Annotated in this window: 11 protein-coding genes and 2 tRNA genes; 6 read left to right on the forward strand and 7 right to left on the reverse strand. The window is 53.2% G+C overall.

Annotated elements, in window-relative coordinates:
* Positions 1 to 2: 2 nt before the first annotated feature.
* The 6 genes from HF685_RS05815 to HF685_RS05840 all read right to left on the reverse strand — a co-directional run bounded on the left by HF685_RS05815 (position 3) and on the right by HF685_RS05840 (position 5,614).
* A complete protein-coding gene (locus HF685_RS05815; protein WP_168821303.1) occupies positions 3 to 464 on the reverse strand; it encodes a YaiI/YqxD family protein in 462 nt (153 codons plus the stop codon).
* Positions 465 to 485: 21 nt separating this feature from the next.
* Positions 486 to 2,504 carry a DEAD/DEAH box helicase gene (locus HF685_RS05820; RefSeq protein WP_168818696.1) on the reverse strand — a complete coding sequence of 673 codons (2,019 nt, stop codon included), beginning with the start codon at positions 2,502 to 2,504 and terminating at the stop codon, positions 486 to 488.
* A gap of 99 nt (positions 2,505 to 2,603) precedes the next feature.
* Positions 2,604 to 3,788 carry a BaiN/RdsA family NAD(P)/FAD-dependent oxidoreductase gene (locus HF685_RS05825; protein WP_168818697.1) on the reverse strand — a complete coding sequence of 395 codons (1,185 nt, stop codon included), beginning with the start codon at positions 3,786 to 3,788 and terminating at the stop codon, positions 2,604 to 2,606.
* Positions 3,789 to 3,818: 30 nt separating this feature from the next.
* Positions 3,819 to 5,009 carry an acyl-CoA dehydrogenase family protein gene (locus HF685_RS05830; protein ID WP_168818698.1) on the reverse strand — a complete coding sequence of 397 codons (1,191 nt, stop codon included), beginning with the start codon at positions 5,007 to 5,009 and terminating at the stop codon, positions 3,819 to 3,821.
* 136 nt (positions 5,010 to 5,145) lie between these two features.
* Positions 5,146 to 5,221, reverse strand: a tRNA-Ala gene (locus tag HF685_RS05835).
* Between the two features lie 66 nt (positions 5,222 to 5,287).
* Complete coding sequence (locus HF685_RS05840) at positions 5,288 to 5,614, reverse strand: TIGR02300 family protein (protein ID WP_168818699.1); 327 nt, start codon at positions 5,612 to 5,614, stop codon at positions 5,288 to 5,290.
* Between the two features lie 202 nt (positions 5,615 to 5,816).
* Here HF685_RS05840 and aroA point away from each other — a divergent pair, with 202 nt between their 5' ends.
* The 6 genes from aroA to HF685_RS05870 all read left to right on the forward strand — a co-directional run bounded on the left by aroA (position 5,817) and on the right by HF685_RS05870 (position 10,711).
* Positions 5,817 to 7,172: a 3-phosphoshikimate 1-carboxyvinyltransferase gene (aroA, locus tag HF685_RS05845; protein ID WP_168818700.1), complete on the forward strand. Its 1,356-nt coding sequence runs from the start codon at positions 5,817 to 5,819 to the stop codon at positions 7,170 to 7,172.
* Positions 7,169 to 7,426 carry a CBU_0592 family membrane protein gene (locus tag HF685_RS05850; protein ID WP_168818701.1) on the forward strand — a complete coding sequence of 86 codons (258 nt, stop codon included), beginning with the start codon at positions 7,169 to 7,171 and terminating at the stop codon, positions 7,424 to 7,426. Before aroA ends, HF685_RS05850 begins: the two co-directional genes overlap by 4 nt.
* On the forward strand, positions 7,423 to 8,067 hold the full coding sequence (locus HF685_RS05855) for a (d)CMP kinase (protein WP_168818702.1): 645 nt from the start codon (positions 7,423 to 7,425) through the stop codon (positions 8,065 to 8,067). Before HF685_RS05850 ends, HF685_RS05855 begins: the two co-directional genes overlap by 4 nt.
* A 208-nt stretch (positions 8,068 to 8,275) precedes the next feature.
* Positions 8,276 to 9,979 (forward strand): 30S ribosomal protein S1, encoded by a 1,704-nt coding sequence (gene rpsA / locus HF685_RS05860; RefSeq protein WP_168818703.1) that lies wholly within the window; start codon positions 8,276 to 8,278, stop codon positions 9,977 to 9,979.
* Between the two features lie 243 nt (positions 9,980 to 10,222).
* The gene (locus tag HF685_RS05865; protein ID WP_168818704.1) at positions 10,223 to 10,504 is read left to right on the forward strand and encodes an integration host factor subunit beta; all 282 of its coding nucleotides are present in this window, start codon (positions 10,223 to 10,225) and stop codon (positions 10,502 to 10,504) included.
* A gap of 120 nt (positions 10,505 to 10,624) precedes the next feature.
* Positions 10,625 to 10,711: transfer RNA gene (locus HF685_RS05870), tRNA-Leu, on the forward strand.
* 118 nt (positions 10,712 to 10,829) lie between these two features.
* On the opposite strand, the gene HF685_RS05875 is transcribed toward HF685_RS05870, so the two are convergent.
* On the reverse strand, positions 10,830 to 12,014 hold the full coding sequence (locus HF685_RS05875) for an acyl-CoA dehydrogenase family protein (RefSeq protein ID WP_168818705.1): 1,185 nt from the start codon (positions 12,012 to 12,014) through the stop codon (positions 10,830 to 10,832).
* Positions 12,015 to 12,079: the final 65 nt, after the last annotated feature.

Here is a 12,079-nt window from a genome sequence, read left to right on the forward strand (position 1 = left end):
TGTTACTGACTCGGTTGACGCTTGAGCCGCATCAGAACCTCATCCAGCGCCGATAGAAAGTTCGAACGATCCGATTTGTTGAATGGCGGTGGACCTCCGATATTCTCGGTCCCCATCCCTGCCCGCAAATCTGCCATGATCGCGCGGGTTGCGACCGCCGCGCCTATTGAATCCGGCGTAAATGGCTTGCCATTGGGAGCAAGAACCTGGGAGCCCAATTTCACGCAACGCTCGGCGAGCAAAATATCACCGGTAATCACAACCATCGTCGGGACTGCCCGTTCAGCGATATAGTCATCTGCTGCATCAAAAGCTTCGCTGACCACAACCCGGCTTACCAGCGGATGATCCGGTACCCGAAAATGACTGTTACTGACGATCACTACCGGCACGTCAAGACGGTATGCCACCCGGTAAATTTCATCTTTGACCGGGCAGGCATCCGCATCGACATATATCTGGATTTCAGCATTCATCGGCTAAACTTAGTCCGATTTCGGTTTTCCAGCAAAGGGACGCTTGCCGCGGTGTGGCTTCTTGCCGCCGCCCTTGAAATCTCCCTTAGGCGCGCCCGATTTGCGATCACCTTTATATTCTGATTTCTTCTTGAAACCGTCTTCATCGCCAGATGGTTTTCTCTTTACGTAAGCGCCTTCACCCCCAGCGTCCGATTTCCCGCCATATTTCTTTTTGCCGCCAAAGTCTTTGCCATCTGACTTACCGCTAAAGTCACGAAGGCCGGGTTTGTCGCCCGTTTTATCACCGAATTTCTTCTTGCCAAATTTCTTGCCACCATATTTTTTGCTGGCGTTTGAATAATCGCGCCCACCCGAAGCATTGTCGCCGCGACCGTTTCTCGACCCGCCACCCTTGCGGTTGCGTTTCGCTTCATCGCGCGGTTTGCCTTCAAACTGGGTGATTGTGATATCATCGGTATCATCGCCTCCGCTTTCGCGCTTCTCAGCAACAGCAGCCGTGAATTTATCTACGACCCGGCGCGGAATTTCAAAGAGCGTATCATCGCCATTGATCCGGATTGCACCGATTTCATTTTTGGTGATATGACCTCGTCGGCACAGTACCGGCAATATCCAGCGGGCATCAGCGCGCTGGTTATGGCCCACGTTCATCTTGAACCAGACTGTATCTTCAAAGCCGGGACGCGGACCGCCTGGCGACGGTTGCGATTGCGTGCCGCGATCCAGCATTTGTTCCGGGGCGGGCATTTTGGACCGGTGTGATTGCACCAGCATTGCCGCGATTTCTTCCGGCGTCTTTTCAGCCATCAAGCGCTTGGCAAGCTCGAGATCATCCTCATCAATCTCAACCGGCTGCAACAACGTCTCAATCAGTCGTTCGGCGTCATTTTTGCGAATATCTGCGCGCGTCGGCGCATCTTTCCATTCCGCGTTGATTTTTGCGCCGCGCAGCATGGATTCAATCCGTTTGCGCCGCTGATACGGCACGATGAGAACTGCCGTGCCCTTTTTACCGGCCCGGCCTGTCCGCCCTGAGCGATGCTGCAATGCTTCCGCGTCGCGCGGAATTTCCACGTGGATGACCAAACTCAAGCTTGGCAAATCAAGCCCACGCGCCGCCACATCAGTCGCGACACAAACGCGCGCTCTCTTGCTGCGGAGCGCCTGCATCGCCTGATTGCGCTCGGCCTGCGTGTGCTCGCCTGATAGTGCAACGGCGCTGAAACCGCGATCCACAAGACTTGCATGCAAACGGCGCACGGCTTCCCGTGTTCCACAAAACAGCATCGCTGACTCCGCTTCGTGATAACGCAGCAGATTGACCACCGCATTCTCGGTATCAGCAGGTGCAACTGTGATCGCCTGATACGCAATATCACCATGGCCGCGATCTTCACCAACCGTGGAGATGCGCATCGCGTCATTCTGGTAACGCTTGGCAAGATTGATGATCGGTTTCGGAATCGTCGCGGAGAACATCAGCGTCCGGCGTTCTTCACCTGTCGCATCGAGAATTTCCTCGAGATCTTCCCGAAAGCCCATATCGAGCATCTCGTCGGCCTCATCGAGTACGGCTGCACGCAATTTGGACAGGTCGAGCGCGCCGCGCTCCAAATGGTCGCGCAAGCGGCCGGGCGTTCCTACGATTACATGCGCGCCATGCCGCAACGTACGGCGTTCTTTCGACGCATCCATGCCGCCGACACAAGTCGCAATCTGTGCGCCAGCCCCCTCATAAAGCCATTTCAACTCGCGACTAACCTGAAGCGCGAGTTCGCGTGTTGGCGCAATCACCAGTGCCAGGGGTTCAACGAGAAACGGGAAACGGCCATTGTCATCCAGAAGTTGCGCCGCCATCGCCAAACCAAAAGCAACAGTCTTGCCTGAACCGGTCTGCGCAGACACGATAAGATCGCGGCCTTCGGTTTCTGGAGCCATTACAGCGGCCTGTACGGCTGTGGGTTTATCATATTCGCGGGCTGCGAGCGCTTCAGCAATGAGTGGGGGGAGATTCGAAAAAGGCATGTCTGTATGTATCCATGGCAAAATGTTTAGCGGTGCCAAGGAAATGCCATTCGCCTTGGGTCTGTGGTAAAATACCGTTTTTGTTGATATATCTGTTTATCATAGGGCTTGACCAGCGGCGTATCCGCTCGCCCAAGCCCATTGAAAATTATAGCCACCGAGCCAGCCGGTAACATCTACAGCTTCGCCAATAGCATAGAGTCCGGGCATTTGCCTAGCTTCCATATTCTTGGATGATAATTCGGCGGTACTAATGCCGCCGGCGGTCACTTCGGCTTTGGCGAAACCTTCCGTTCCGTTCGGCATGAAACGCCAATGGGAAAGCCGCCGCGCCGTTTCCTCCAGTTTTTTGTCGGCGAGATTGCCCAGTTCGCCCTCCAAAGCGATCCGTTCGATCAAAACATCCGACAAACGCGTTGGAAGATGTGTTCCAATCGCTTTTTTCAGAGTGATACGCGGCAAATGCTGCTTCGCTTGATAGAGCCAATCGGGAGAAAGGTCCGGCATAAAATCGACAGTCACCGCCTCGCCATGTTTCCAATAGGACGATATCTGCAGGATCGCCGGACCGGAGAGTCCTCTGTGCGTGAACAACGCCGCTTCTCGAAACTGCGTTTTTCCACAACGCGCAACAATCGGCGCAGAAACGCCGGACAGTTCACGAAACAGTGTTTCTTCACCGCCCAGAGTTAGCGGGACCAATGCGGGTACAGGCTCCACCACCTTGAGGCCAAATTGCCTTGCCAGTTCGTAGGCGAAACCCGTTGCTCCCATTTTTGGAATGGATCGCCCTCCCGTGGCGATCACCAGTGATGGGGCGGTCGCAACCTCACCACCATATTCAACACGATATTGACCATCGCGATGGCTGACCGCTGTGATTGATTTTCCCAAAGACAAAGTTACCGTGTCTGCCGGGCACTCATTTAGCAGCATCGCGACTAACTGTTTCGCAGAGCCATCGCAAAATAGCTGGCCAAGAGTTTTTTCATGCCAGTCAATCGCATGACGATCGACCAGCGCGATAAAGTCATTGGCGGTGTATCGGCTGAGCGCTGACTTCGCGAAATGCTTGTTCTGCGAGATGTAGCGGTCTGGCGCAGTATGTATATTGGTGAAGTTACAGCGCCCGCCGCCAGAAATCAGAATTTTCTTTCCAGGCTCGTCAGCATGATCAATTAGCAGCACTTTTCGTCCGCGCTGACCGGCAATAGCCGCACACATCAATCCAGCACCACCCGCGCCGAGGATTATCGCGTCAAATTTTTCGGAAGGTCGGGTCATACTCGCTTTTCAGCTCGGAAAGAACGCGCCCTACAGTCCCAAAACGCGCTTGGCGATAATATTCCGTTGAATTTCGTTTGTCCCACCGTAAATACTCTGGGCCCGGGTACCGAAATAGGTGGCGACGCCGGGAGCGGCGAAACTGCTGTCGCCAATCCAATCGGGGCTGACGCTATCTTCAAATTTGCGGTTGCCGTGCTCGGCTGCCGCTTCAAGAAACAACGTCGTGATTTCCTGAGCGATGTCGGTAGCCACGATCTTCAGCGTTGAAGCTTCGTTACCCGGTGAGCCACCATCCCGGACCGATGACAGCACGCGTAAAGTGGTTATTTCCAGCGCGTCTAGTCGAATTTCCGCCTGACTCAGCCGCTGCACGAAAAACTCGTCGTCAATAAGTCGCTGATTCCCTCCGGTGAGGATGCGCGAGGCGATGGCGCGGATGTTAGCGAGCTGCTTACGCTTGCCGCCAATCCGCGCATAGGAGGTGCGTTCATTGCCCAATAGATACTGCGAGTACGACCACCCTTTGCCTTCCTCACCTATCCGGTTGGTCGCCGGAACGCGGACATCGACGAATTCACATTGGCTTAGGTAATATTTGCCATCGATGGTGATAATTGGCTTCACCGTAACGCCGGACTCGTCCAGCGGACAGCAAATGAAGGTGATACCTTGCTGTTTTTTCTCTTCCTTCGATGTGCGCGTCAGCAGGAAAATCCAGTCTGCATGCTGGGCCGCAGATGTCCATATTTTGGTACCGTTGAGGATATATTCATCGCCATCGCGGACCGCCGAAAATTGCAGCGCAGCCAAATCTGAACCCGCTTCGGGTTCACTATAACCCTGCGCCCAGCCGACGGAGCCATCGCGGATGCCGACGAGCCACTGCGCCTTTTGCTCGTCACTACCAAATGTGTAAATGACCGGCCCGACATAGACGACACCCATCGGGGTTACGGTCGGAGCACCGGCACGTTCCAGTTCTTCGTCGAAAATATATTGTTCTTCGATCGACCAGCCAGGGCCGCCATGTTCTTCGGGCCATGCACTGGCCAGCCAGCCTTTTTCACCCAGCGCCATTTCCGCGCGGCGCACCTCTGCCGTGGTCAGGCTTGCGCCCGATGCGACTTTTTCTAAAATATCCTGCGGATATTCGGTTTCGAAATAGCTCCGGATTTTATCGCGGAACGGGATGAGCGCGGGGTTCTGGTCAAGGTTCATCTGATTGTTTTACGAGAGTTTCTGGGTGAATCAAATGATTAGAAATGCTTGACGCAGATTGGTGTGCGACACTCTTCGCTTGCGCTCGGGAATTTTTCGGTCGCCGGTCCCCCGGATCGGCTTTGATCCGAAAAATTGGTGGAGCCTAGCGGGATCGAACCGCTGACCTCTTCGCTGCCAGCGAAGCGCTCTCCCAGCTGAGCTAAGGCCCCATTTGGATGAAGTGCATCCGGAAGCGAGCGTTTAATCCAAGCGCGCTGTCAAATGCAAATCAAAAATCAGGTATCGTCTGGTTCGTCGTCGCCTTTGCCTTTGCTGACGCCCAGATCATCATCACCGCCCAGATCGACTTCATTGTCAGGTGATGGATCATCGTCATCAATGTTGACGTCCAGATCATCATCATCAACCGTGTCTTCTTCCTTCTTGGCGTCTTTCTTCGGCGTGTCTTCAAACGGCATCGGTTGCTTGGATTTCAAGCCTGGCTCCGGATTCCATGTTTCACCGCATTCGATACAGGCGACTGGATCTTCCTTACCCAAATCATAAAAACGTGTTCCGCATTTCGGGCAGCTTCTTTTCGTACCCCATTCTGGTTTCACCATGGCTGGTTCCAAATCCTATCTAATATGGTCTGTTTCAGGTAATCTTATCCGCCACTGATTCAAGCCTTCAAATGAATCTGCAGCGATATTTGGGCGCGCCTTGCCATAGCAAAGCCGCGCTGTCAAAAGCCGTTTCAAATCATTGCACGAATCACCTAACTATTAAGACGTGCTTACTCGCTGGAAAAACCGACAAACAATCATGGAATCACCACAACACCATAAAGCTCAATCCGGGCACTTCAAACCGGTTGGGCCGCTAACCGGACGGATTGCCGTGCCTGGCGACAAATCGATTTCGCACCGCGCGCTTATATTCTCCACATTGGCTGTGGGTAAAAGCGAGATTAACGGCTTGCTGGAGGGCGAGGATGTCCTTGCGACTGCTGCGGCCCTGCGCGCGATGGGCGCAAAAATTGAAAAGACCGGCGACACATGGACCGTCCATGGTGTGGGGGTCGGCGGTTTGATGCAACCGGAAACAGCGCTGGATATGGGTAATAGCGGTACATCAACAAGGTTGCTGATGGGCTTGATCGCCTCGCACGATATCAGCGCAACGTTCATCGGCGATGCCAGCCTGTCAGGGCGCCCGATGGGCCGCGTGATTGATCCGCTCGGTTTGATGGGCGCGGATATTCAGGCGCGCATGCAGGATGACAAGGCCTGCCTTCCACTCACGGTTCGCGGCATTTGCCCGGCGATTCCACTTGAATACCGACTCCCTGTAGCCTCGGCACAGGTGAAATCTGCGATCCTTCTGGCTGGCCTAAACACTCCCGGCATAACCCGTGTGATCGAACCGACACCAACGCGCGATCATAGCGAGACCATGCTGAAAGGTTTTGGCGCTGATTTGTCGGTGGAAGTCGATGACAATGGGGTGCGAACGATTTCATTGGTCGGCGAAGCGGAGCTAAAGCCGCAGTCCATCAAAGTTCCCGGCGATCCCTCTTCTGCCGCGTTCCCCGTTGTGGCAGCTTTGCTGATTCCAGAATCAGATATTGTGGTGGAGAATATCGGGATTAATCCAACGCGGGCGGGATTGTTTGGCGTGCTCCAGAAAATGGGCGGCGATATTGTTTTCGAAAATGAGCGAAGAGTTGGCGGCGAACCAGTGGCAGATATTCACGTTAGGCATAGCGATTTGAAGGGTATCGACGTGCCCGCCAATATCGCCCCAAGTATGATCGATGAATTCCCGATCCTGTTTATTGCCGCCGCACTAGCAACCGGCACGACGACTACAAGCGGGCTTCACGAACTACGGGTCAAAGAATCCGACCGGCTCAGCCAAATGGCTGAAGGGCTCATATCGCTCGGTGCTAATGTGACCGAGAAAGAAGATGGTCTGGTCATACAAGGCAGCGACGGTAAGCCGTTATCAGGTGGCGGCAACAAACCGGCAATCAAGACCGCGCTAGATCACCGGATAGCAATGAGCTTTGCCGTAGCAGGATTGACCTCCAAGGCGGGCGTAACTGTGGATGACATGAGTCCAGTCGAGACCAGTTTTCCGGGGTTTCGTGACATTTTTCTGGGACTTTCAGCACAATGATCGGTGATTTTGCTGCCAATGTTATCGGTGTACTCGGGAGCATGTTGATCGTGTTCGCCTATGCTTATAACGTGTATGCAAAATCCGTTGATGCTTATGTCTACAATGGTACGAATTTATTGGGCGCTATTTTGCTCACAATTTCACTGCTCGTTCATTTTAATCTTGCATCTCTGCTGCTTGAAATTGTCTGGATAGCCATCGCCATCGGAGGGCTGTGGAAGGCTTATCGGCAAAAGGCGGAACCCCAATGATCATAGCAGTCGATGGTCCCACGGCTTCTGGAAAAGGCACAATTTCACGAGAACTCGCGGAACATTTCAAATTACCCTTGATGGATACTGGCCTCCTTTACCGCGCGGTCGGCTGGACGGTAAAACAAATCGGTGGCAATCCCGATATCGAGGCTGACGCTCTCAAAGGCTGCATCTTCGACGACGATCTTTTGCGCGATCCTGCTCTGCGCAACGAAGACATTGGCGGTTATGCCAGCAAGATTTCCGTGCATCCTGCGGTCCGCAGCGCACTGGACCAACGCCAGCGGGATTTTGCCTGCCAAGCCGGAGGTGCTGTTCTTGACGGCCGCGACATTGGTACTGTTATCGCCCCCAATGCGGATGTGAAGCTGTTTGTGACAGCCTCTCCAGAGGCGCGCGCGGTCCGACGTTTTGAAGAGATGATTTGCAGCGGAGAGCAGGTGAATTTTGATGATATTCTCGCTGACATCCTGCGACGCGATGATCGTGATCAAAACCGCGCCACTGCGCCTCTGAAACCCGCCGCAGATGCGGACTTGCTAGATACAACAGAACTCACTATAGACGCAGCCGTTCAGCAGGCGATTGCCTTGGTGAATGCAAAGATGGGCGGCCGGCGCGACAAAGATCCGGCATAGCAAATAATCAGATGCGCAATACGGAATGGTGAACAACCACTCTGGCTTTAGCGTCGTTTTTGCTATTTTTGCCTTTATTGTATTTATCCAGTTTTTGGCAGTTTCCTGACGGATACGGCGGTCATATCCGGTGGCGGTCGTAGTTTTGGTCCAAGACCAGCGGAACCAACCGCTTGGCCCGAAAAATAGATTACTAAGGAAACATTATATGGCCTCAACGGCATTCCCAAGCCGCGACGATTTCGCGGCACTATTAAACGAATCATTAGGCGGTGAAGATCAAGGCTTTGAAGGCCGCGTGGTCAAAGGCACCGTCGTCGGCATCGAAAATGACATGGCTGTCATCGATGTAGGATTGAAATCAGAAGGCCGCGTGGCCCTGCGTGAATTCGCAGCGCCTGGCAAAAAAGCTGAACTTTCTGTTGGTGACGAAGTCGAAGTTTACGTCGATCGCATCGAAAACGTAAACGGCGAAGCCATGCTATCCCGGGATCGCGCCCGCCGCGAAGCCAGCTGGGACAAGCTTGAAAAAGAACATGATGAAGGCAATCGCGTTGACGGTGTGATCTTCGGACGCGTCAAAGGCGGCTTCACCGTCGATCTCGACGGCGCTGTAGCTTTCCTTCCCGGCAGTCAGGTCGATGTCCGCCCCGTGCGCGACGTCACCCCGCTGATGGATATTTCGCAGCCATTCCAGATTCTGAAAATGGACCGCAAGCGCGGCAACATTGTTGTTTCGCGCCGGGCTATCCTTGAAGAAACCCGTGCCGAACAGCGTTCGGGTCTGATTGAGTCGCTGGCTGAAGGTCAAGTCACCGAAGGCGTTGTGAAAAACATCACCGACTATGGTGCTTTCGTTGATCTTGGCGGCATCGATGGCCTGCTTCACGTAACTGATCTCAGCTACAAGCGCGTCAATCACCCAAGCGAGATGATCAACATCGGCGATACGCTGACAGTCCAGATCATCAAGATCAACAAAGACACCCAGCGTATCTCGCTCGGCATGAAACAGCTCGAGAGCGATCCTTGGGATGCGGCTACCGAGAAATATGCGGTTGGCACCAAGCTGAACGGTTCGGTCACCAACATCACTGAATATGGCGCATTTGTTGAACTGGAGCCAGGCATTGAAGGTCTGGTCCACGTTTCCGAAATGAGCTGGACCAAGAAAAACGTCCACCCGGGCAAGATTGTCTCCACTTCGCAGGAAGTAGAAGTGATCGTACTGGAAGTCGATACCGAGAAACGCCGCATTTCTTTGGGTCTGAAACAGGCTCAATCCAACCCATGGACCGATTTTGCTGATACCCATCCTGTTGGCGCAACGGTTGAAGGCGAAGTCAAGAACGCAACCGAATTTGGTTTGTTCATCGGGCTGGACGGCGACGTTGATGGCATGGTTCACATGTCTGACATCGCATGGGGCATCTCCGGCGAAGACGCTCTAAACCTACATCACAAAGGCGAGCAAGTTAAAGCGATCGTTCTTGATATTGATGTTGAGAAAGAGCGTATTTCACTCGGCATGAAGCAGCTTGAAAAAGGCGCGCCTGCAATGGGAGGCGCTGACACCGGCGGCATGAAGCGTGGTTCGGTTGAAACGGTTACCGTTCTTGACGTGCGCGATGGCGGCCTTGAAGTGCAAGTGGGTGACGATGGCGCAACCGGCTTTATCAAACGTACTGATCTTGGACGTGATCGTGACGAGCAACGTCCTGATCGTTTCCAGGTTGGCCAGAAAATCGACGCGATGGTTACTGGCTTTGATCGCAGCAAAAAGCCGAATTTCTCCATCAAGGCGCATCAGCTGGCAGAAGAGAAGCAGGCTGTAGAGCAATTTGGTTCCACCGATAGCGGTGCAAGCCTCGGTGATATTCTCGGCGAAGCGCTGAAGAAAAAAGACGACTGAATCCAACGGGAACAGTTTAAGAATGGTAAGAAAGCCCGCGCTCTTTGAGAGGCGGGCTTTTTTCATATTGAGACAGTTTCGACAGAAGTAAGTTACAAATCTGCAAAGAACATTGAAAACATAGATGTTTTCTGTCATCTAATAACATTGTTGTAAGCGCGAATGGGCCAAGCAGCGATTCTGTTGCTGCTTTCTGCGGATTATATGTGAACTGGGTTGCCCCCTGACTCGAAAGGCATACCGATGATACGTTCTGAATTGCTTGATATACTGGCTGAAGAAAACCCTGAGCTAAAGCCGGATGAGATAGAAAAAATCGTTGATCTGTTTTTTAACCAGATAACCCAGAAGCTTGCTAGCGGTGGGCGTGTGGAGCTTCGCGGATTTGGCGCTTTTTCGACCCGCCAGCGCGAACCGCGTATTGGCAGAAACCCGCGCACCGGAGAATCTGTTGAGGTACCGGCAAAGCGTGTACCCTATTTCAAGCCCGGCAAAGAAATTCGCGAACGGTTGAACAAGCGCTAGACCGCAACTGACAATCAAAAAAATCAAACATAGATGACGTTCGCACTTGACCGCGAGCGCGCAATGATGCTTGTCGCAAACCATCCGGGGTCAAAGACATTTGCGTCCGGTCAGCTAGGTGCGGACGTGGCGAAATGGTAGACGCAGCAGACTTAAAATCTGCTATCCGAAATGGGTGTGCGGGTTCGAGTCCCGCCGTCCGCACCAGTTCCCCGAAAAGAAAATGTCTGCTGGACATTTTCAGGGAAACTCCCAAGCGATAGCAACGGGCTAAGATGAATCATACTATCCAACGATAGATATTTGCTAAACTACAAATCACCAATCATAACATCGCCATATCCACCGGCTGATCCAGCAATATTCTGCCGGCAAGTTCATAAACCGCAGGGGCTGTTGCGATGTGCTGGGTGGCGACATAGGCATCGCGAAATCTGCGTTGAAGACTATTATTGGAGTAAACCGCCGCACCGCCGCCCAGTGTATAAGCAGTTTTGCAGACCTCGGCGCCCACTTCTGTTGCATGGGCACAAGCCAATCGCAACCTGGCACGGGTATCGGGCGATATTTCATCGTGCTGCTGCGCTTCCTCCCAGGCTGCTTCAACGGCACTTTCCAGCAAGGCGAATGCGCCGCCCAATACAGCCTCCGCTTTAGCTATATCCACCTGCACAGTGGCGCGTTGTGCCATAGCGCGTCCGCCACCGGGCGTTTTCTTGTGTATTGCGATACTCTTAATTTCGTCCAAAGCGCCCTTCGCGTTGCCAAGCGCGACGGAGGATACTCCAAGCGCCAATAAACCGAATAACGGAAATTTATAAAGGGCGCCTGTTTCACGCGGGGTGTCCGCAACAAAAGAAACGCTTCGCTCCTTCGGTACTTTGATGTTGCTCACGCCAAAGTCTCCCGAGCCCGTGCCTTTCAAACCCGAAACATGCCAGCTATCGATAAATTCAGCCGCTCTAGCCGGAAAGTATAACATGCGGTGATAGGGCGCGCCATTTTCAAAAGTCTGCATTTCTCCGTCTTTGAAGATTATGGCACCGCCGCCAAGCCAGCTGCAATTGGCGCTGCCGGAACCCCATTGCCACTGGCCCGATAGCAGGTAATGGTCGCCCAAATCCTCCGCTTTACCCATTGGCGCAAATACGCCACCAGTGATCACATCATCGGCTCCAAATATTTCGGTGGCGGTTGAGTGATCCATGTAGGCACTTGCCAGGCTCGAGGTTACGGCAATCATAACGCACCAGCCAGTGCTGGCATCCGCTTCAGAAATAGTTTCAACCGTTTTTAGAAATTCCAGTGGAGATAACTCCAGACCGCCCAAAGATTCCGGTTTTGAAAGATTCATCGCGCCTGCGTCGGCAAGCATCTTCGCAATATCGCCAGGCATCCGCCGGGCTGCCTCAATCTCTTCTGCTCGCGCTTCAATTTGTGGCAATATCGCTAGAATGGCTGCACCGGTCAATCTACCAATGTCAGCAATATCATATTGCGAACCAGACATGATTTTTTCTCCTTAATCGGCCGGCAGCATAAGGGTTAGGCTTGGTCGATCCAGTAAAAACAATT

Origin of the sequence: Parasphingorhabdus halotolerans, assembly GCF_012516475.1 — a bacterium.
In the GTDB taxonomy this organism is placed as follows: domain Bacteria; phylum Pseudomonadota; class Alphaproteobacteria; order Sphingomonadales; family Sphingomonadaceae; genus Parasphingorhabdus; species Parasphingorhabdus halotolerans.